Genomic DNA, 20,601 nt, shown 5'->3' on the forward strand with positions numbered 1-20,601 from the left:
CTCCTGTTTTGAGTGGGATTAAAGTTTGAAACCGCCATCGATCTTGAGGATGGCACCAGTTACAAAGGCCGCTTTCGGATCGCAGAGGAAACCGATCACACCGCTCACGTCTTCGGGCAGGCCCACACGACCCAGCGCGGTATTGCCTGCAACATAGTCGCGTGCGCCGGGGATAATCTCGTCAAAAAGCCTGGCATTGAAATCGTCATCCAGCCCGCCAGGCGCCACGGCGTTCACGGTGATCTGGCGTGGACCAAGGATTTGCGCCCAGTAAAGGGTCATGGCCTGTAACGCCGCCTTCAGCGGCCCATACGCAATCAGCGGTGGGAAGACGCCGTTTGCTAGACCGGAGCTGAGGTTGACGATACGCCCACCGTCTCTCAATTGCGACGCCAGTGCCTGAGTCAAAAGCACAACGCTCTTGAAGTTGGTGGTATAAATCGCGTCCAGATCATCGCCGGTGATCTGCTCAAAACCACCGATCCGAAGCGTACCCGCGTTGTTGATCAGGATGTCGAAGCCATCGGCCGACCAGTCCCTTAGAGTATCCTCGACTTGTGTCGCCAACTCAGGGATGTTCGCGCTGCTCGAGAAATCCGCCTGCAACGCTTTGGCGCGATTTCCCGCGGCTTCGATTTCGGCAACGACGGTTGCCGCAGCGTCCGCCTGACTGCGATATGTCAGGATGACGTCCGCACCTTTTTCAGCCAGTTCCAGCGCTGTTAAACGTCCAATGTTTCGGCTGCCGCCTGTGACGAGGGCGATTTTTCCGTTCAGTGTCTTTTCCATTTTCAAGGCTCCTTCATCTGTTGTTAGGAACCTAAGTGATTGAAATTCGCAGCATCAGTCGTTCATTTGACAATACAGTGTAGACGAAACTACAACACCTGAATGAAGAAGGCTTGCGAGGTTGCATTTCTGAAAGTTGTTGAACTTGGGTCCATTCGCGCGGCAGCACGGGCCCTAGACCAAGACCCGTCCGGCATTTCGCGGAGGGTTGCGCAGTTGGAACAGCGGCTAGGGGCGAAGCTTGTTGAACGAAGGGGAAACGCGACAATCGCGACGGCCCAGGGGCAGCTGTATTACGAACGCTTGTCGTCAATCATCGGCCAGCTTGAGGCGCTGGAAGCAGAGGTCAGCGGCGAGGACCTTGTGCCAAGCGGTCTGCTGCGCGTCACCTCGGCCATCGATTTCGGGCAGGAATTCGTGGCCGACTGGCTTCTGGACTATCGAAGGAAATTCGCAGACGTCGAGTTTGACCTGGTGTTGGCCAGCGGTTTTGTCGATATGACCCAAAACGGGATTGATGTCGCACTTCGTGTTGGCGAGCTGCCGGATTCGCGTCTGATCGCCAAGAAACTGGCAGATGTCCCGCGCGTTCTTGTCGCGTCCCCGGGGTATCTGAAACGCAAGGGCACACCGTGGCATCCGGGAGATCTGCAAGACCACGAGTTTGTGTTTTTCTCGCCCACCAATCGACAGCAGCCTTTGCGGTTGTTAGGGCCCGACAACGTGCCGGTGCGTGTTCAGCGGTCCGGTGGTATTGCGATCAACGCAGTTCGATCTGCGGTCAATGCCGTAGTTGCAGGCCACGGCATCCACTGTGGTCCGCTTTGGGCGTTCGCGCCCCATATCGCGCGCGGCGATATCGTTCAGGTGCTGCCGGATTATACGCAACGGCAACTTCCCCTCTACGCGGTTCGACAGCCATCCAACGTTGTTCCCGCCCGAATATCCAGTTTCATCAATCACGTCGCCGAACGTGTAAAATCTGTCGAAGGTCTGATCACGTCAGACGCGCCAGCCTGATCGATCACAACGAACTGGCTAGGGTCACCATGTCAAAAACAGCTTCATGGGATCGAACAAGCGATGCCGTCGTCTATCCTGAAAATCTCCGACCTCATGGCTCTAACCCTTACTTCCTGAAAGCTGGCATTCATGGACAAAGCAACATCGATCAAGATGGGCTGCGGCCCGTAGGGTCTAGGCTAGCCGTTGGTGCAATCCCGATCGAGCCCGCGACGGCTGGACCAAGATCCGAAAGGATGTGGCCAAAAAGGTTGGGCCCCACAACTACGTCAAACCAGTCGAGGTTGGTGACGAAGCGCGCAGTCAGAATGTCTACGTGAAACTGGTCGGTAAGGGTATTTGGGGTGGCGCTGCTTGGTGGCCTCGAAGCGTCCGTCCCAATACGGCATCGTGTGAACGATACCGTTGGACTTGGTCGCCGAAGTAACCTTGCGGCGCTTGCATACGGCGCGGCGTCTGGCCATGCCCTCTGTTGCTGTCCAATCTGTCATATCAGCCAAGCTATGGACCAACTGCCGAAAGCTTGTGACCTCTCCGCATTCACTCAATGCCGCAATATTCCTTGCGCCTGCTATTCATTTGTGCAAGCTTACGTGCAGGCTTGGGGTTATACATGTCACTCTTGGAAAAAATCTCGGATCAGGCAGCGACGCTGACACCCAGCGAACGCCGACTGGTTGAAAACGTTATTGAAAGCCCGACTTCGGCGGCGCTCGGAACGGCTGGCGAATTGGCTAAAGCAGTCGGTGTACACGAAGCAACGGCTTCGCGGCTTGCTAAAAAACTTGGCTTCGACAGCTATGCGGCATTCCGCGACGCGCTCCGCGATGAGTTCATTGCCACGCGCGAGACTGCGACCCGGTTCGAAAAGACTATCGCCGAAAGCAGCGGCGACACAATCCTGGGCAAGCTGGCACATGACGAGGCGCAGGCGCTTGCCAGAATCGAAGAATTCATCAAGCCCGAACAGATCACCGAGATCGCCGGGCTTCTGATACAGGCAAATCGGATCTTCATCTACGGCTACGGCAACGCTGAGGTTCTGGCGCTGATGATGGTCAAACGCTTCCGTCGCTTTGGCAAGGAGGTTCAGCAACTCGACACGAACCCGCGCGGTCTGGCCGAGCAGATGCTGGGGCTCGAAGCGGGCGATGTCGTGCTCAGTTTCGCCTTCCGCCGCCCACCGCGCGGCTACGCCGCCCTGATCGAAACCGCGAAGGAAGCTGGTGCGAGGACAATCATTATCACGGGCAAGTCGGGCGCGCTTCTGGCGCCCCGCCCCGATCACATTCTGGCTGCACCGCGGTCCGGAGATCCGGATGCATTCCAGACTCTGACCGTTCCGATGACGGTCTGTAACGCGCTTGTCATCGCTGCCGGGCATACAGCGAAGGACGAGTCGCTGAAGAAGCTCGATCGGCTAGGACAGTTGATCGAGCGTTTCGAATAAAGAGGAACCCAAGGGAGGATCACATGAAGGTTCTGAACACAACGCGCCTCGGCGCGATAGGTATTCTCATGTCTACGGCTGCGATGGCCGGCGGACACCTAAATGAGATGGGACCGGAGGAGTTGCTGCCGCTGGCGCAGGACGAAGGCACAGTGACGGTGTACTCCTTCACCAGCCGGATCGGGCGGGTCGAAACAGCCTTTGAAGAGGCCTATCCCGGAATCGACCTGCAAGGGTTCGACATTTCCTCAACGGAACAAATCGCCCGGCTGAAGGCCGAAGCGCAGGCAGGTGTCACCAACGCAGACGTCATTTACATCTCGGACACGCCGGTCGTGCTGACCGAGTTGCTGCAAACCGGAATCATTGCACCCTACGTGCCACGGCGCGTGGCCGACCGGGTGCCGGACCAGTACAAGAGCCCACTATTGGCGCAGCGTCTATCGACCAAAGTGCTGATGTATAACGAGGAAGCCAATCCTGACGGTGCTCCTGTCGATAGCCTCTGGGAACTGACCACCGATGAGTGGCGCGGTCGTGTGGTGATGGTCGACCCTTTGCAACGTGGTGATTATCTTGACCTGATGACGGAGATTGTCCTGCGCTCGGACGAGATGGCGGCGGCTTATGAGGCTCAGTTCGGAAGTGCGATCGACCTCGGTGGTGCGGCCAACGCGGGCGAGAAGTTCATCGGCGACCTGTTTGCCAACGACCTCATCCTGGTGGGCTCGACGGACGAAGTGAACGCCGCGGTCGGCGCATTGGGTCAGGACAATCCGCCGGTTGGCTTCACAAGCTACTCCGATCGCCGTGACAATGAGGAAGAAGGCTGGGCACTCCAAGTCGCCAATGCTGTTGAACCTGCTCCGGGCATCATCTTTCCTGCCGTGTTGGCACTGGCGTCTGAGCCGGACAACCCGGCGGCAGCGCGCCTTGCGATTGACTTCCTGATGGGCGACGAAAGCGATGTCGGCGGGCCGGGTCTCGCACCGTTCTATGTCGCGGGGGACTACGTGACCCGCACCGACATTCCGCCACATCCCGACGCGGTGCCGCTCGACGACTTCACCGCCTGGCGGATTACACCGGCGGAGACGGCCACGATCCGCGCCGAGATTGGCGATCTGATCCTGACGCTGCAGTAACCGCATACTCCCCGCTGGGGCGGGCGTGGCGACACGTCTGCCTGTCCGCTATCCTCACTTCGCGAACCAAGGATGAACTCGATGGCGAACGTAGCCATGCAAGGACGGCGTGTGCAGTTGCAACAAGGCACGGTGCTAAAGGCGGTCGTGCTCGCTCTGCTGATTGCCCTGATCGTGCTGCCGCTGATCAGAACGGTGATGTTCACGCTTCAGCCTGACACGATCATTGCGTGGTCTGATGTGCTGACCGGTCGATTGTCGACAAACTTATTCTACAAACCTTTGATCAATACGCTGTTGATCGGCGTGGTCGTGGCAACGGGATGTGTGCTGCTCGGCGGATTTCTGGCTTGGCTTGTGGTGATGACGAACGTGCCGTTTCGGAAGACCATCGGCGTCATGGCGACCCTGCCATTTATGATCCCGTCATTCGCGGCGGCTCTGGCTTGGGGGTCGCTGTTTCGCAACGACCGCGTCGGCGGGCAGGTTGGGTGGCTGCAGGGCCTCGGGTTCGACATCCCCGACTGGCTGGCATGGGGCATGGTGCCGACACTGATCGTGTTGACGTTGCATTACTTCAGCCTCGCCTTCACGATCATTGCGGCGGCCCTCGCAACGGTGAACTCCGATCTTGTCGAGGCCGCGCAGATTGCGGGGGCGAAGGGGCGGCGCATCCTGTTGGGGATCATCCTTCCGGTGACGACACCGGCGCTGGTGGCTGCCGGGTCGCTCTGTTTCGCGGGCGCTGTATCGAACTTTGCCACACCCGCACTCCTCGGCCTGCCCGTCCGGATGCAAACCCTATCGACCCGCCTCTTTGGCATGATCGAAGTCGGTCAGGTGGAGCGCGGCTATGTGATCGGTATCCTGCTGGTACTGATCTCGGGCGTCTTCCTCTGGGCCGGCAACCGGGTCGTGTCGGGCCGCCGGTCCTACGCTACGATCACTGGCAAAGGCGGGCGCGCAAAACGATTCGATCTGCGCGGTGCCCGTTGGCCGCTCTTTGTCCTGGCAATGGCTATTCTGGTCAGCTCAACCGTCGTGCCCGTCATCGTGCTGACGGCATCTAGTCTCGCGCCATCGTCGGCCAATCTCTTCTCCAACTGGACGCTTCACTATTGGCTGGGACAGAGTGATCCGTCCTTCGCGCAAGGCATTCCGGGCATCGCCTACAACGAAGACATCGTCCGGGCGCTGACGGTTACGTTGGGCCTTGGGTTGGCTGTGGCCTTCACCGGCATGTTCGTGGGGCTTCTGGCCTCGTACACGACAGCACGCTACCGCGAAGGGTGGGCTTCTGCCGCCATCACCCAAATCAGCTTCCTGCCGCTTCTCGTGCCCGGCATCGCCTTTGGCGCAGCTTACATCGCCTATCTGGGAGCCCCCATCGGGCCGTTTCCGGCGCTATACGGAACCTTCGTACTCTTGGTCATCGCTGGCACAGCGTATCTGTTGCCGTTCTCTGTCCAGACAGGACGCGCTGTGATCCAGCAGGTGGGAGGCGAACTGGAGGAGAGCGCGCGCATCACGGGTGCCAGCTTTGCCCGCAGGCTTTTTGCCATCACGGTGCCACTGGCCATTCGCGGCCTAGCGGCGGGAGGCATCCTGATTTTCGTCAAGATCGTCCGTGATCTGTCGCTGGTCGTCCTGCTCTTTACGCCCACCATGCCTGTCCTGTCGGTCGTGGCCTATCGGTATGCCTCAGAAGGCTTTGGGCAATTCGCCAACGCCATCACGGTCGTCATCCTGTTCATCTCCATCGCCGCGTCACTGTTTGCCAACCGGCTGCAATCCAAATCCCAACCCTGGCTGCAGAACTAGAAGGGTCCTATGCTGGAAATCCGTAATCTCACCAAACGTTTCGGCGACTTCAAGGCCGTCAAGGAGGTCTCGATCTCGGTGCCCAATGGCGCGTTTCTCGTGCTGCTTGGACCGTCCGGCTGCGGCAAGACCACGCTCTTGCGGATGCTCGCGGGACTCGAATTGCCGTCTGCGGGACAGATCATATTCGACGGGGAAACCGTATCTGACGGCAATCGAAACTGGGCTGTTGATCCGGCCAAGAGGAACTCTGGCCTCGTGTTCCAGTCCTACGCGCTTTGGCCACATATGTCGGTGCGCGGCAACGTGGAATGGCCTCTGAAGGTCATGAAGATGCCTAAGGAGGAACGCGCCTCACGCGTGGCGGAGGTTCTGGAGCTTCTGGACATCAGCCAACTGGCGGATCGCTACCCCAACGAAATCTCCGGTGGGCAACAACAGCGTGTCGCCATTGCGCGCACCATCGCTCCGAAACCGTCAGTCCTCTTGTTCGACGAGCCGCTGTCGAACCTTGACGCAAAGCTTCGGGTCGAAATGCGCACAGAACTCATGCGGCTACACCGTGCAACTGGCGCGACGACCGTTTACGTCACCCATGACCAGATTGAAGCGATGACGATGGCGTCCCATGTCGCAGTCATGAACCAAGGTCGGGTCCAGCAATTCGGCACGCCCGCCGATCTTGTGAACCATCCGGAAACCGCGTTTGTGGCAACCTTTGTCGGCACGCCGCCCAACAACATGGTGCCGGTGGTCAAGAACGGCACCGGCTATACTGTTGGCGGTCGTCACATGCCCGTCACCCCGCCCGCTGACGATTGTATGGCCATGTATCGCGCCGAGGCAATGACGCTCAGCGACAGCGAAGGTGATACCACGCTGCCGATGGAACTGGTTGAGACGAGCACCATCGCAGGGCGCACGATGGTCACCGGACTGCGTGACGGACTGCGATTGACCGCCATTGTCGACCGTGCACCCCAGGCACGGATCGGCGACACGATCCAGTTTTCCCTGCCGCCATATCCTGACAGCTGGTTCGGCCCCGATGGTGAGAGGATCGGCTGATGCGCTTACTATTGGTTCGGCACGGGCAGTCACAGTGGAATGCGACACGGCGGCTTCAGGGCCAGGCGGATATCGGTTTGTCCGAGCTCGGCAAAACCCAAGCCGATGCGTTGCGCCCTGTGATCGACGAGATCGGGCATTGTCGGGCCGTCTCGTCCGATCTTGCACGCGTGCAAGACACCGCGCATCGGATTGGAGCCGAGACACCACGCTTCACGCAAGACCTTCGTGAGATTGACGTCGGCGACTGGACCGGCCGCTCGATCGACGACATTCGAGCCGAGGACGAGGGCGCCTACCAAAGCTGGCGGGGGGGCACCTCCACTCCTCCGGGCGGCGAAACATGGACCAGCTTCGTGGATCGCGTAACTGGCGTGATCGAGGAGGAGCGGGTGACGGAGTGTCAGAACCTTCTCGTCGTCTGCCACGGCGGAGTGATCCGGGCGATCCTTCAGCGGTACATCGGGCTCGACCCCGCGCAGATCATTCCTGTCGCTCCGGCAAGCCTGAGCGCGCTTCGGTTGGGCAACGGCAAGCCCCCGCGGCTGGAGCTCTTCAACTACCTGTCGGAAAGCCTCGATTTTGGAGCGCCTGATTAGATCGCGTAGATATTGGTCCATCATATTTGAACCCTTATGTGTCAATGCAGTTTCCCGCTGATCCGGGCCGTTTAGGCGTAGAATCCGTTCCTGTTTCCTTCTTTTGATACCCTGATCGAAGCTGCCAAGCTCAACAAGGTCGATCCACAAGCCTGGCTCACTTGGGTCCTCGCACAAATCGCCGACCACAAAATCACACACCTCGACGAGCTCATGCCATGGCGTTATTCTGCTTAAGCAGAATAACGAAGCCTGTCATACGGTGACAGAGCGGCAAGACCAAACGGCTAGTTTGTTCCTCATGGAACAATTGGGCCTGATTGTCTTGGTGCTTATTCTTGCCAGTGTTCTGTTTCTGAGGATCTGGTTCACGGCCATCGTCGTGACCCTGCTGATTGCGATCGTTGCTCTAGATATCAGCAATTGGATTGCAGCTGACGGGACGCTCACGCAACACTCTCCACCAGACAAAGAAGGATACAGCATTCCTATCAAACCATCGCTAATTTATATTTTATTTTGGCAGCCAACGCTGATTAATCTAATCCTAGAAATTGGCCCAATAGGGTCGCTCGTTCTTTGTAAGATAGACAAATGGCGCCTATCAAATCCTACTACATCAATCTTGATTGGTCTGTTCTGCGGCGCCATCACATGGAGCGGCAATTCAGATCACTGGGGCTGAAAACCACGCGCATGGCTGCCGTGGATGGACGCGCCTTGGAACAGGCTGATATACCACTGCTTTCAACGCGAGCAAAAGAGAGGTGGCGCCTGACGCCGACAGAGATCGCCTGTGCACTCAGCCATCGTAAGGTCTGGCGCAAAATATGCGCGTCCGGCCACGAATATGCTACGGTTTTTGAAGACGACATCCTCATATCACAAAAGATCAGAACCGTTCTCCAAGACGACGCATGGGTGCCAGAGGCCGTCGACTGCGTTAAGATCGACACGTCAGAAATCGTTGGCTTTCATACCGACTTTCGTTCGGCTAACCTGCCCGGTTTCAGGTTATCTCGCTCCGTATCCGATATGCGCAGTACAGCTGGTTACATTATCTCGCGGGAGGCCGCCGCAAGGCTACTGCTGAAGACACAGATTATAGGCGGGCCCATCGATGTCCAAATGTTCAGTGTGGGCGATCCTGATTTTCTGGAACTGAACTACCGTCAGTTGCACCCCGCAGTCTGTACGCAGGCCAACCACAACGTCGTCTCACAATTCCTTCCAAAAGCTGCGGCTAGCTCAACCATCGCCCCACCCAAACCCAAGAAATTGGTCCAACGACAGCGCATGCCTTTCGGGTGGAAGAAAATCAAACGAGAGCTTTTCAGACCGATCCGGCGCACGGTTGCAAAGGTCCAAGATATCAGTCGCGCTCTCTATTATCGGCTCATGTTTCGCGCCAAACTGACAAGTGTCAGCTTCGAGGACACCGCAGCCTCATTTGAATAGATCGATCTGTTTATCCAAATCAGACTCGGAAAGTCGCTTCGTGCCATCGGGATGAAAGACAACGATAGAGATATCGAAATCCGTGCGGACCCAGCGGCTTCTTGTTCTGCGTGGGGCCACCGATCGTAGGGCAATCAACGTTGCGACACGCAGGTATACCACAAACTGGAGCAATTAGCCGGTTCTCTGGCGCTCATTCACTCACAGTTGAAAACATGAAGTTTCTTATCCTGGTTGCTGTCAGATTGGGCAAGCGCCCAGGCTATGAGGCCACAAACGCGAATGATAAAGGAGAGCGGGCTCGCGGATCCAACTAAGAGTTGGCTTTCGTCACGTCGGCTGAGGCAGGTTTCCATCACGCCATTTCAATCGCCCAGCAGGAACAGGCTATGATAACGCACAACACGGCTGACATCATTCCGAACGCAACCATGCGGCTTGCAGGCATAGCGTCCCTGTCAAAACCCAACAGCGACGAAACTACAAAGATTGGACCAGTCCTTGAAACCGATGAAGGAGCGCTTCTGCTTTGGTTGCACACCTACCCGGCTCATACGCAAATCTGGCTTTGTCGCATCTCACCGAAGCTGAACGCCGCGCTTACGTATACCTAGTGTGGCGAGTAGAATCTCCCGCCAGCCATGCCCTTCATGGTGATCGTCGGTAAGTAGTACCGTGCAGCCAGACGCCCAGTTCATCATTAAAGGTCGAAACATCAGACGCTCACGACCTTTTACAACCTAAACGCCTAAATGAAGCATCGGCACTAAAGTTGCTGGGTGATCTTCGAGATGCCTACCGAATTGGAGACTACTTTGATTATAGTATTTTACAAAGCTGTCGGCGCTGCGATTATTGCGGCCCTGCCGTGTGCGGCTGCAGCGGAATGGAGCGGCGTTTATGCTGGCGCGGCTCTTGGCAGTTTAGAGGAGAAGGCGGGAGCCTCCGCCTTTGCTGGTGCACAGTATCAGTACAGCAGTCTGGTTGCAGGGCTGGAGCTTGAATACACGAAAGTGCTTGCTGAAGATGGTATCGGTTCTGCTGAGTTGACTGGCTTCACAACGGCCGCCTTACGCCTTGGGTGGTCCTTTGATGAAATGCTTGTCTATTTTAGTCAAGGCGTGGGCAGTGCAGATGAAGACAACAACAAAAGCGGCGACGTCATCGTACAGACTCAGTTTGGCATCGACTACCAATTCGATAAAAGCGTCGTCATCGGAGCCCAGTATGAAGTAGCTGGCGCCGTCATTAGCGCGCTTGCGGACGACGAGCCGGCAGACCTCGACAGTTTTAGACTGCGTGTCGCTTACCAGTTCTAGTCTTCTGTCATGCGCGCCGGTCAGGTGTCTGGTGCGCAGCGGGCGTCTTATGTACTCATCACCCCACGACGGACCAGATTAACACCAGCGATCACTATCCCAAGGTCTTCCAAGAACTGATTGCGCAGTTCATGGTGTTCAGACCCGATGCAGGGCGTAACCTGCCACAGGAAAAGTACCGCCGTCTCAAAGCCTTGGCATCAGGGCGCGTGCAACTCGTTGAAACATGAAAACGGCTGCCGGCGCTGATCAAAACGCATCAGAAATTAGGATCGGCAGAATTCTTTGCAGCCATGGATTGTGAACTGAAAGACTTGCTGGTTCGTCAGATAGCAGGGCTCAATCCCTCAAGAGTTTCAACGGAGATCAAGAGATCCCCCGTAGCTTCGCCGGTATTGGCAGAAGCATTGGCCAGATCAACTGTGACACCAGACGTTGCAGAGACGTAGCCCGCCCAATCGAAGCCAATCCCGCCATCCAAATGGTCGGCGCCTCCACGGCCATGCGGGTCGTCATTGCCAGCGCCACCAAGGATTAGCGCTTCGCCTTTTTCATTAACAAAACTGATACGGTCGCGGTGTTCTCTACGCCATTACCGTCCTCGACCGTATAGGTGAATGTGTCCGTCAGGGTCTGAACAGCATCTGCGTTGGTTGGATCATAGCTGATCGTCCCGTTGGTGTTCAGCGTCAGGGCGGCCGCATGGGTACTTGTCGTAGAAACGGCTGCCATCGTCAGCACATCCCCCTCGACATCGTTGTCGTTTGCCAGAAGAGTGGCGGTATCAATCGAGATGACAGCATCTTTTGTGATCGTAGTGGGGCTTTGAGCCACACCGTTTGCACCAAAGTGCGTGCCGGGATGGGAGAGCCGGAAGCATCGCCCTTCTGCCCGTCATCTGACTGCTAGCTAACGACAAAATCGCCATTGGCAAGGTTTGTCACAGTCGAGTTCCATTGACCAGGAATTCACTGACGATCTCAACGCCGTTCGCATCAAAAATGCGGGCCTTGATCGCAGAAGAAGACGCATCACCTTGCAGCCCGTCATCAGAGTGCCAGGTGACGATGAAATTACCATTGGTGAGGGCTGTAACGCTGGAGGTCGATTGACCACCGTAGGTGAACTCACTAACCAGGAATTCATTAAAGATCTCAACACCATTCGCGTCAAAAATACGGGCCTTGATGGCAGAACCGGGCGTATCGCCTTGCTGCCCGTCATAAGCCTCCCACGTGACGACAAAGTGGCCATTGGCGAGGGCCGTTACACTCGGGTCCCATAACCAGTTATTGGTGAATTCCCTGACGCTAAACTCACTGACGATCTCATCGCCATTTGCATCCAGAATTCGGGCCATAATGGCAGAAACGATCGTACCGTCCTGCTGCTCGTCATCAGACGTCCAGGTGACTACGAGGTTGCCATTGGCGAGCTCCGTAATACTTGGCTTTTTTTGTTCGCCACTTGTGAATTCACCGACCCGGAACTCACTCACGCCGACAATATCACGACCTGCGCCAAGTGAGTTGTTGGTGACAGTCACGGCTTTCTCCAATTCAAATTGGTAGTGTATCGACGTTGATCTCGCGCACATCCCGAATACGCTGGCGACGAGCGTAAATCTGGCGTTTCTTTCCGAGCCGACCTTCCGGGATTTGCTGTTTGACTGTGCCCAAATATGTCCGGCGAGTTCGACTCGTATCCAACACTGGAACCAGATCGCCGCATGGGAAAATACTGAAATCCTATATTTGAATAGGTATCAGCTATGGTGATGTCTAAGCCTGTCAGGATTGTCATATTGTCAACACGGGCTAACCAAACAGTTGCCTGGTCGCAGAGATAGATACGATTACGCATCAATTACGGTTTGCGACGCCACGCCGAGTCCAGCCAACTCTATGCACAGACCGTCTTCGCACGGCTGAAGCTCATGGGCGGGATGAGTATCACAGAATGACGCCTGCCGCAGGATGGCAGTGCTCCGTCAGCATACAGCATCAGCCCCACTGGACCTCTTTGACGGCCCCGTTCATCAAAAGCCCTGTATAATCATCTCCATGGCGTTTGTGATTTGTTCAAACTCATCAGAGAGATCGCGGACGGTTCCACCAAGTATCCCGACCGGGACTGCGGCAAGGAATTGTGCGACCATCACAGCTTTTTCGCCATCGACATCAAAAGACGGGTTTAATCTTGTCGCCGGTTTCGGTGCGCTGGACTTCGGCAAGAGCGGCACAACCACCCGGGTGTTCAGGTCGCTCAAAAGATCGGTTTGCACGTCCAAGAGAAAGCCGCTCCCTGACGGGTCACGGAATACATCATATTTGGGCATCAGAACTGACGAAACCGATCGAGTGGCAATCCATGTTCGTCAACGTAAGAATCTGAACTCCGAAGTGCAGCTGCATTAACGGCTTTCCAATGCTCCGCTTTCGCGAGCGCCACGGCGCGTCGCACACCTTCTTCCGCCGCATGCGAGAGATTTACTTTCAGTTCTTTGGCTTCCGCAAGTAAAGACGTATCAAGCGATAGATTTGTGGGTTTCCGTGCGTGAACATTCATTGTTCCATCTCCCTTATCGAAAGAATAGCCTTTGAAGTTATGCGCGCCAACTATGCGCATGTTGCATGCGCATTTCGCACGCCCCAACCATCTACACCTTTGCGGTCCAGAACCTGTACCTGCCCTGTCCTGTGACCTCGCGGATAATCCCGGCCTGCGTCATCCGGTTGAGGTTGCGCTGGATGGCCGCACGGCTGGCGCCGGTTTCGGCCTCGGCCAGGGGTGCGCTGATCAGGGGCCAGGCGCTGAGCAGGTGGATCAGTTGTGGTGGGGTGCGGCCAGAGAGGGGCGCACAGGTCGCGTGCGCGCGATCCTCCCAGGCCTGGACCCTATCCAGCACGCGCAGGGCTGCCCGTGTCGCATGATCGGCCCCGGCGATCCAGCGCTGCAGGCGGTCCTGCGGTGTGCCGGTGCCGCGCAGGCCCCCTGCCCCGCCAAGCGCCAGCGGCAGGAACAGCGCATCCTCGGCGCCACCCTCCTGCAGGGCAAACCGCGCCGCCACCACCGCCGCCTCCATCAACGGCAAGGGCGCCGCCCCGCCAAGCCCCGCTGACAGCCCCACAACCGGCCACAGATAGAACCCAAGTGCCGCGCGGCTGATTGGATGCAGCTTGGCGCCCTGCCCCATCACCTCCTGCCAGTCGGCAATCTGATCGGCGAGGCGCGCATCATCAGATTGTCGCCCCAGAAACGTTGCCAGATCATCCTGCGGGCCAAGCCCCCCTTGCAGGCGCCGCGCAGCCCAGCCAGCCCGTGCCAGGGCCTGGGCATCCTCCGTGTCGCCCGCCAGACGCAGGGTGAGCCACAGGGCCAACCGCTCCGCCGGCACCCGATCGCCCGCCAAGACTCTGTCGCAAACTTTTGGCAGTCTTGCGATAAGAATGCGGTGACGATGGACTGGGCGGCAACTGAGGCGACTGCATGATCTCTTTCAAAGGTGCGCATTTTCCAACGCCCGTGATCATGTTCACGGTCTACTTCTATGTGCGCTATGGGGTGTCTTATCGCGATCTCGAAGAGATTATGGCTGAGCGTGGCGTCACCGTTGATCATGCCACACTGAACCGCTGGGTCGTAAAATACTCGCCCGAGGTGGCGCGGATTGCACAGAAACGGAGAGCGAAGACTGCAGAGTCTTGGCGGATGGATGAGACTTATGTCAAGGTGCGGGGTGAATGGATGTACCTGTTCCGGGCCGTCGACCGGGACGGTCAAACCCTTGACTTCATGCTGTCTGATAAGCGCGATACCAAAACCGCGAAAAAGTTCTTCGCCAATGCCCTGTCGAACAACGGCATCCCCAATCGGATCACGATCGATAAGAGCCGGAGCAATGCGGCGGGCATCACGGAGATCAACAAGATCTTCAAACGGCTTATGATCCCGGTAAAAATTGACACAGTCCGATCGAAGTATCTCAACAAAATGATCAAACAGGATCATGGGTTCATCAAACGGGTGACGCGAACCATGCTGGGCTTCAAGAGCTTTGCATCAGCCGCCGCTACGCTTGCCGGGATCGAAGTGGCGCACATGATCCGCAAATGCCAGCTTGGCGCACGGAGCTGTGGTTTCCGCCAGTTTGCTGAGCTCGCAGGATAACCGCGTCCGGAAAAGGCCTCTCCCGGCGCTGAAAGAATTTTTGCGACAGAACCGTACCAACTTACTCGAAAGCGAAAGGGCGGTGCCACGACAGCACCGCCCCTGTTTCCGAGCTTTTTGGGTCAGTTATTGAAACACAGCGTCTGGATTATCGAGGCTGTCGGAGCCTTCGATTTCGATCCCATCCGCGCCCAGAACCGCGATGACCCGTTCGATGGAGCGGGTCTGATCAATCAACCCGTTCACGCCGCCCATGATCAACGCTTCGCCTGCATCATTGCCACGTGCGAGCATCATGTCGTAGGTAAAGCCCGCCTCGGCTGCGGTTTTGATACGGCCCAAAGCCATCACGGCATCGGACAATTTCGCTTTCATTTCCATATCCAGCGCGGGATCGGCTTCGGCCACTAGATCGGAAAGCGATGGTCCTCTTACCACGGTGCCGTCGATGCCGGTATAGCTGCCAAGATAGACAGACTGGATGCCCACACCATTGTAGAAATGATCGTTATGCGTGTTGTCTGCAAAGCAGGAATGCTCTTCCTCGGGGTCGTTCAGCATGACACCAAGGCGCATCCGCTCACCAGCAGTTTCGCCGTAAGAAAGCGAGCCCATACCGGTGAGCATTGCAGCAATGCCTGCATCAGCGTCGGCCATCAATTCCGCGCGGGCCGCACCGCCATCTGTCCATTGCGCGGCCATCCATTCCAAATCTGAGATCAGGAGGTCAGTTGCCGCCACCAGATATTCCGCGCGGCGGTCGCAATTACCGTTCGTGCAAGCATCGCCCTGCGCATAGTCCGTCCAGGGGCGGTTGCCTGCGCCCGACCCGTGCCCGTTGAGGTCCTGCCCCCACAGAAGGAACTCAATGGCGTGATATCCGGTGGCGACGTTCGCCTCCACCCCGTCCGCCTCTTGTAGTGTGTCTTCCAAAAGGGCCGGCGTGATGGTGGATGCATCCACGGTCTCACCGGACAGAGTGAAAGACGCATTGGCGATCACATTCAGCGTCGCTGCGGCGTTCTCATCCGTTGGACCACCGTAAGAGGCATCTACGTAATCGATCAGCCCTTCATCGAGTGGCCACGCGTTCACCTTGCCTTCCCAATCATCGACGATGGCATTGCCGAAGCGGAAAACCTCAGTCTGCTGGTAAGGAACGCGGGCGGCAAGCCAAGCCTCCTTCGCGGCCTCTAGGTTCTCTGCGGACGGATCGGCGACAAGCGCGTTGATCGTAGTTTGCAGCACTTTTGCAGATGTTAGACTATCAGCATATTTGGCCGCCGCCATATCGGCATAAGTGTCGAGGACATCCGTTTTTTCGACCGCCAGAGCAGGCGTCGCAAGTGCCAGACACAATGCCGTTGACGCGATATACGTGGATTTCATGAGGTTTTTCCCTGTTAGTGAAGTACTGGTTGATGAATTGGTTTCTTCGCGACCGCTTTTGGCGCGGCGAGGTTCATTTGTTTGAGCGCGAGGCCGAAATCCGCAGCCAAGCTGGTGAGGGCAGGGGCCATGTCGGGACGGACCAGCAGCATAGCGATCATCATGGCATCTTCACGCTCTCCGTCTGCGGCGCTCGCCACGAAATGGGCAAAGCTGGCCTCATCGGCACCAACACAGCGGCAATTTAACCCATGGCGGCAAAGCGGGCGGCGCCCGTGCCGAACACACATGCTGCAAAGCTCTGCAAAGGCGGCAACCGCATTGTGCCCGCGTCCTCTCCCCAGCGTGTTGATCAGGTCATTCATGACGTTCGTTTGCGTCTCTGGACCTTCGCACCACATGCGCAGGTAGATAACAGCAGCGGCTGTCAGCCCGTCAAAATCATCAATAACAGCAACAGTGGCCGCGCCACGATGTGCAAGGGACGCATTCATTTTGTCAGGATCAACTTGCCCGCGCGTGTGATACGCAAGACATAGACTTGATCGTCCAGCACGATATTGGCCTGGCCTTCATCACTGACCATATCGCGCGCGTCAAAGCAGGGCAGATGTTGGGTGGGTTGCGTCGGTTGTGGCATCATTTTCGGCATACCCATCACAGCCGCCCCTCACGTCCGGTACAGCGGTCAAGCATCCATTCCAGCTGCAATCCCGCACGGCTGCCATCATGTTGCAAAGCTTCGAGGAGCTCGGCCTTGGTCGGCACCGAGAATTGGTCGTCTTGTTTGGTCGTTTTCGAGTGGTCCAATGGTTTGGGCATGACGAGAAGTCCTTTCATCGGGTGATTTGTCGGGCTTCCCTTGCTGCGAACACGGGTGGCTGGAAGATGAGTCCAAACCTGAGTGATTTTGTCACCCATGTCAATCTGACAATTTCGCTCAGGAATCTGGACATTGGCGTACAACATGATAAATGCAATCCTGAGTAAAACGCTCGCAAAATAGGGATTGGATCATGACACAGACCACCAAAGCACTTCTTATCGGTGCAACCGCGCTGACGGCGATCGCATCCTCGGCCTATGCCGAGGGTGAGCTGAACCTTTATTCATCGCGTCATTACGACACTGATGAGCGGCTTTATTCCGACTTCACCGATATGACCGGCATCACGATCAACCGGATTGAAGGCAATGCGGATGAGCTGATTGCACGTATGGAAGCGGAAGGTGCAAACTCGCCCGCCGATATCCTGCTGACGGTCGATACATCCCGCTTGGAGCGCGCGAAGGAGGCCGGAGTGCTGCAATCCATCGACAGTGCGGTGCTTGAAACGCGCATTCCCGAAGCGCTGCAGGATGATGACAATCAGTGGTTCGGCTTTAGCCAGCGTGCGCGCATTATCTTCTATGACAAGGCCGACGTGACCGATCCGCCGATGTCTTATGTCGACCTAGCCGATCCAGCCTATGAAGGCATGGTTTGCCACCGGTCCTCCACCAACGTCTACTCGCAGACACTGGTGTCGGCAATTATCGAGAACCACGGCACCGATGCGGCGACATCCTGGGCCGAAGGGTTCGTCAGCAATTTTGCCCGTGATCCACAAGGTGGTGACACCGATCAGCTTCGTGGCCTTGTGTCCGGTGAATGCGATATCTCAATCTCGAACACCTATTACTTCGCCCGCGCGCTGCGGAAGGACGTTGATGGCCTGAATGCCGAAGCACTCGACAATATCGGCTGGGTATTCCCCGCGCAGAATGCTGAGGGCGCGCATATGAACCTGTCGGGCGGCGGTGTAGCTGCCAACGCACCAAACCGCGACAATGCAATTGCTTTCCTTGAATACCTCGCCTCCGACCAGGCGCAGGAATACTTCAGCGCGGGCAATGACGAATATCCGGCAGTTGCTGGTGTGGGCCTTTCGCCCTCAGTCGCCGCCCTTGGTCTCTTCCGCCCAGATGCGGTAGACCTGTCCGAAGTTGCAAAAAACGTCCCAGAAGCACAGGCCATCTTTAATCAGGTCGGCTGGGAATAAAGAGCCACGTTTTGAAAAATGAGAGGGCGCAGGTAAAGCTGCGCCCTTACTTAATTCAGAATGTGTAGGCGTAGTTAATAACCAATTCACGCCCCGGACCAGCGAAACGGCGGTCAGCGGTTGCCAGAAAACGTGACTGACTTTCCAAAGGGATATACTCTTCGTTCAGCACATTTGTGATTTGCATCGACAACTCGCCACCATTGTCGAACGCAAAGGTGGCGCCGACATCCGCGGTCACGTAGCCCTCGGCCCGGTAGTTATCAACGCCGTCGTCAAATGCAGCGTCACGGTCGCCGAGGTAGAAGACGCTGCCATTCAGGTTCAGCCGTTGTGTCGCTTGCCAATTGGCCTGCAATGTCACCTTCAACGGCAGGACAGTCAGGCTTGAAAGGGCTTCAAAGTCCCCATCGTCATCGGTGTCATTTTCGCCTTCGTTCCATGATACACCAATGCCTGCGTTGATCGTGTCAGTGAAGGCGCGTTGTGCTTCGAATTCGAAACCGTAATTGCGCTGTGGCGCGCGCTCAATACGGCCGCCGCCGGTTGCAGGATCGACGGTTGGTGATGATCCAAGTTCAGACTCGGCGTAGAATGCGGCAAGTGAGTAGTCGGTTGCACCAACGAAACCGCGAACGCCAACTTCGTAACTATCGACAACAATCGGCTCAAGTAGCCCGCTTCCTTCAAGCGAGACGCCCGGGTCAACACTGCCTGCGGCGAAGTTAATCTGTGGCAGAGAAAACCCTTGGGCGAAGCTCGCAAAGAGGGTCGTGCTGTCGTTCAGATCGAAGATTGTACCGATGTTATAGGAGAAACCATCTGCATCGCCCGAACCACCCGGCCGCAATCCCGGATCGCGCGCAAAGACAGGGGAGGCCGGGCCAACATCATATTCGAAACTGTCGTAGCGGACACCACCAGTGATCGTCGTCCGCTCCGTTACGTCCCATGTGGTTTGCACAAACAAACCAAAGGACTCCAAATCAACCGGTGGTGCTTGCGGGCCAGAATCGGATGCATCGTAGACCCCTGTTGCATCAAAAACATCCGGGTCCGATATGCCTACGACAAATTCGTTAGTTTCGTCGCGGTAGTCAGCGCCGATATTGACCGAGACATTGCTGCTGACGTCAAATGCGTAGTCCGCACGCAAACCGAATGCTTCGTCATCACCATTCGTTTGGAAAAGCCCAGGCCAGATATCCGGCAAGGTGCCCCCTTGTGCTTCTTGTCGCTCACGGATGTCGGAACCGATCTGTGTGATTTCTTCACTGGAATAGTAAAGCTGCAGCCGGAAGTCCCCGCCGGCGAGATCATTGTTGCGATAGCTCAACGCGGTATAGACACCTTCCTGCTGTGGCTCGTCCTCGTAGTCTTGCGGCTGAAAAATGGCCACCGCCGTAGGGTCTGATCCCTCAGAAGCGGTGTTCGTAAAATCTGTTGCGCGAGCCACGGAGCGACCGTAGCTGAGGAAACCTTCGACTGACTGCGCACCATCAATATCGTAAGTGAGTTTTCCAAAGACGCTGGCATCATCAAAATCATCCAGACGTGTCGGCGCAATGCGCTGGCCGTCAGGCTGGAAATGCGCCCCATGACGTTCGAGGCTGACGACCCCAACATAGCCTAAATTGTCGATACGACCCGACGTCTCTACCCCTAACCGGTAGCTTAGGCTGTCTTCGTCAAATGCACTATCGTTTGCCAGTGATGATGTGATGCCGGTCGTAATCCTCGTCTGCGGCTCGTCTGTCGGATCTTTTGTAAAGAATTGTATCACCCCGCCAGATGCACCACGGCCGTAAAGGGCAGTCGGGCCGTACAGTACCTCGATATTGTCGATGATACTATGGTCAAAGTATTGAAATTGCACGCCGAAACTAGACGTGACCGGGATACCATCAATCAGAAACAGTGGGTCGCGCCCACGCAAAAACAGCCCGCGGGTTGCGTTCTGATAAACCGGCGTACCAAAGCCCGGAATAATCTGCGGGAGTGTCTGCGAGAAATTGGTACTGGTCTTCGCCGCATCTTCAAGCTCTTCAGTGTCGATGTTTTTGACAGCGCGCGGCACGTCTTCGATGGGGGTGCCATCCCGGTCGGATTGAAAAATGATCGTTCCAAGATCAAACGGGGTGCCCTCGTCGACTTCGGGTAGGGTCGATTGCGCGGTCGCGGGTAGCGCGACGGCCAATGCGGCAATACTTGCAGTGACGCGAAGTGATACGTGAAGTTTGTGACGGGGATCAGACATGGTTTCATCCTTACGGGTCTAGTGGATGCCTGCCATATCGGTGGGTTAACAAAAGGTTAGGACGCGGTCTC

General features: G+C 56.7%; 23 protein-coding genes and 1 pseudogene. 12 read left to right on the forward strand and 12 right to left on the reverse strand.

Translation table 11 applies throughout. The features are described 5' to 3' along the window. Positions 1-18 precede the first annotated feature (18 nt). Entirely contained in the window at positions 19-789 is a 771-nt protein-coding gene (locus tag SLH47_RS20370) for an SDR family NAD(P)-dependent oxidoreductase (protein WP_320242176.1), read from the reverse strand. A gap of 102 nt (positions 790-891) precedes the next feature. Here SLH47_RS20370 and SLH47_RS20375 point away from each other — a divergent pair, with 102 nt between their 5' ends. After that, positions 892-1,809, forward strand: coding sequence for a LysR family transcriptional regulator (locus tag SLH47_RS20375; protein WP_320242178.1), 918 nt, complete (start codon positions 892-894; stop codon positions 1,807-1,809). A gap of 151 nt (positions 1,810-1,960) precedes the next feature. Here the strand turns inward: SLH47_RS20375 and SLH47_RS20380 are convergent, their stop codons facing one another. Beyond that, entirely contained in the window at positions 1,961-2,296 is a 336-nt protein-coding gene (locus SLH47_RS20380; protein WP_320242382.1) for an isocitrate/isopropylmalate family dehydrogenase, read from the reverse strand. A 129-nt stretch (positions 2,297-2,425) separates the two neighbouring features. Between SLH47_RS20380 and SLH47_RS20385 the strand changes: the two genes are divergently transcribed. The 9 genes and pseudogenes from SLH47_RS20385 to SLH47_RS20425 all read left to right on the forward strand — a co-directional run bounded on the left by SLH47_RS20385 (position 2,426) and on the right by SLH47_RS20425 (position 10,672). Continuing rightward, positions 2,426-3,262, forward strand: coding sequence for a MurR/RpiR family transcriptional regulator (locus tag SLH47_RS20385; RefSeq protein WP_320242180.1), 837 nt, complete (start codon positions 2,426-2,428; stop codon positions 3,260-3,262). Positions 3,263-3,285: 23 nt separating this feature from the next. Beyond that, complete coding sequence (locus SLH47_RS20390) at positions 3,286-4,407, forward strand: hypothetical protein (RefSeq protein WP_320242182.1); 1,122 nt, start codon at positions 3,286-3,288, stop codon at positions 4,405-4,407. Between the two features lie 81 nt (positions 4,408-4,488). After that, entirely contained in the window at positions 4,489-6,228 is a 1,740-nt protein-coding gene (locus SLH47_RS20395) for an iron ABC transporter permease (RefSeq protein ID WP_320242184.1), read from the forward strand. A gap of 9 nt (positions 6,229-6,237) precedes the next feature. Further along, positions 6,238-7,296: an ABC transporter ATP-binding protein gene (locus tag SLH47_RS20400; protein WP_320242186.1), complete on the forward strand. Its 1,059-nt coding sequence runs from the start codon at positions 6,238-6,240 to the stop codon at positions 7,294-7,296. Then, on the forward strand, positions 7,296-7,895 hold the full coding sequence (locus tag SLH47_RS20405; RefSeq protein ID WP_320242188.1) for a histidine phosphatase family protein: 600 nt from the start codon (positions 7,296-7,298) through the stop codon (positions 7,893-7,895). Before SLH47_RS20400 ends, SLH47_RS20405 begins: the two co-directional genes overlap by 1 nt. 108 nt (positions 7,896-8,003) lie before the next feature. Beyond that, positions 8,004-8,132 (forward strand): annotated as a pseudogene (locus SLH47_RS20410) (transposase domain-containing protein); the annotation flags it as partial. 64 nt (positions 8,133-8,196) lie between these two features. Then, positions 8,197-8,580, forward strand: a complete 384-nt coding sequence (locus SLH47_RS20415; RefSeq protein WP_320242190.1) for a hypothetical protein — start codon at positions 8,197-8,199, stop codon at positions 8,578-8,580. Next, complete coding sequence (locus SLH47_RS20420; protein WP_320242192.1) at positions 8,550-9,353, forward strand: glycosyltransferase family 25 protein; 804 nt, start codon at positions 8,550-8,552, stop codon at positions 9,351-9,353. The genes SLH47_RS20415 and SLH47_RS20420 overlap by 31 nt, the downstream gene beginning before the upstream one ends. A 791-nt stretch (positions 9,354-10,144) precedes the next feature. Beyond that, the gene (locus tag SLH47_RS20425) at positions 10,145-10,672 is read left to right on the forward strand and encodes an outer membrane protein (protein WP_320242194.1); all 528 of its coding nucleotides are present in this window, start codon (positions 10,145-10,147) and stop codon (positions 10,670-10,672) included. A 534-nt stretch (positions 10,673-11,206) separates the two neighbouring features. On the opposite strand, the gene SLH47_RS20430 is transcribed toward SLH47_RS20425, so the two are convergent. From SLH47_RS20430 to SLH47_RS20450, 5 genes are all read right to left on the reverse strand, one after another. Continuing rightward, positions 11,207-11,506, reverse strand: coding sequence for an Ig-like domain-containing protein (locus SLH47_RS20430; RefSeq protein WP_320242196.1), 300 nt, complete (start codon positions 11,504-11,506; stop codon positions 11,207-11,209). A 106-nt stretch (positions 11,507-11,612) separates the two neighbouring features. Next, a complete protein-coding gene (locus SLH47_RS20435) occupies positions 11,613-12,218 on the reverse strand; it encodes a hypothetical protein (protein ID WP_320242198.1) in 606 nt (201 codons plus the stop codon). Between the two features lie 492 nt (positions 12,219-12,710). Further along, the gene (locus SLH47_RS20440; RefSeq protein ID WP_320242200.1) at positions 12,711-13,010 is read right to left on the reverse strand and encodes a CcdB family protein; all 300 of its coding nucleotides are present in this window, start codon (positions 13,008-13,010) and stop codon (positions 12,711-12,713) included. Further along, a complete protein-coding gene (locus SLH47_RS20445; protein WP_320242202.1) occupies positions 13,010-13,300 on the reverse strand; it encodes a type II toxin-antitoxin system CcdA family antitoxin in 291 nt (96 codons plus the stop codon). The genes SLH47_RS20440 and SLH47_RS20445 overlap by 1 nt, the downstream gene beginning before the upstream one ends. Positions 13,301-13,331: 31 nt before the next feature. Continuing rightward, positions 13,332-14,084 carry a helix-turn-helix domain-containing protein gene (locus SLH47_RS20450; RefSeq protein ID WP_320242205.1) on the reverse strand — a complete coding sequence of 251 codons (753 nt, stop codon included), beginning with the start codon at positions 14,082-14,084 and terminating at the stop codon, positions 13,332-13,334. Positions 14,085-14,161: 77 nt separating this feature from the next. On the opposite strand from SLH47_RS20450, the gene SLH47_RS20455 reads away from it, so the two are divergent. Next, on the forward strand, positions 14,162-14,842 hold the full coding sequence (locus SLH47_RS20455; RefSeq protein ID WP_320242206.1) for an IS6 family transposase: 681 nt from the start codon (positions 14,162-14,164) through the stop codon (positions 14,840-14,842). A 126-nt stretch (positions 14,843-14,968) separates the two neighbouring features. Here the strand turns inward: SLH47_RS20455 and SLH47_RS20460 are convergent, their stop codons facing one another. From SLH47_RS20460 to SLH47_RS20475, 4 genes are read right to left on the reverse strand one after another with little or no spacing between them, the layout of a single operon-like run. Continuing rightward, entirely contained in the window at positions 14,969-16,231 is a 1,263-nt protein-coding gene (locus SLH47_RS20460) for an imelysin family protein (protein ID WP_320242208.1), read from the reverse strand. A gap of 14 nt (positions 16,232-16,245) precedes the next feature. Next, a complete protein-coding gene (locus SLH47_RS20465; protein WP_320242210.1) occupies positions 16,246-16,725 on the reverse strand; it encodes a hypothetical protein in 480 nt (159 codons plus the stop codon). Beyond that, the gene (gene hemP / locus SLH47_RS20470) at positions 16,722-16,889 is read right to left on the reverse strand and encodes a hemin uptake protein HemP (protein ID WP_320242213.1); all 168 of its coding nucleotides are present in this window, start codon (positions 16,887-16,889) and stop codon (positions 16,722-16,724) included. The genes SLH47_RS20465 and hemP overlap by 4 nt, the downstream gene beginning before the upstream one ends. After that, entirely contained in the window at positions 16,889-17,053 is a 165-nt protein-coding gene (locus tag SLH47_RS20475; RefSeq protein ID WP_320242214.1) for a hypothetical protein, read from the reverse strand. Before SLH47_RS20475 ends, hemP begins: the two co-directional genes overlap by 1 nt. A 194-nt stretch (positions 17,054-17,247) precedes the next feature. On the opposite strand from SLH47_RS20475, the gene SLH47_RS20480 reads away from it, so the two are divergent. After that, positions 17,248-18,273, forward strand: coding sequence for an extracellular solute-binding protein (locus SLH47_RS20480; RefSeq protein ID WP_320242216.1), 1,026 nt, complete (start codon positions 17,248-17,250; stop codon positions 18,271-18,273). 55 nt (positions 18,274-18,328) lie between these two features. Here SLH47_RS20480 and SLH47_RS20485 read toward each other — a convergent pair whose 3' ends face one another. Further along, positions 18,329-20,530: a TonB-dependent receptor gene (locus SLH47_RS20485; protein ID WP_320242218.1), complete on the reverse strand. Its 2,202-nt coding sequence runs from the start codon at positions 20,528-20,530 to the stop codon at positions 18,329-18,331. Positions 20,531-20,601: the final 71 nt, after the last annotated feature.

Source organism: Cognatiyoonia sp. IB215182 (genome assembly GCF_033963905.1).
Taxonomy (GTDB): Bacteria; Pseudomonadota; Alphaproteobacteria; order Rhodobacterales; family Rhodobacteraceae; genus Yoonia.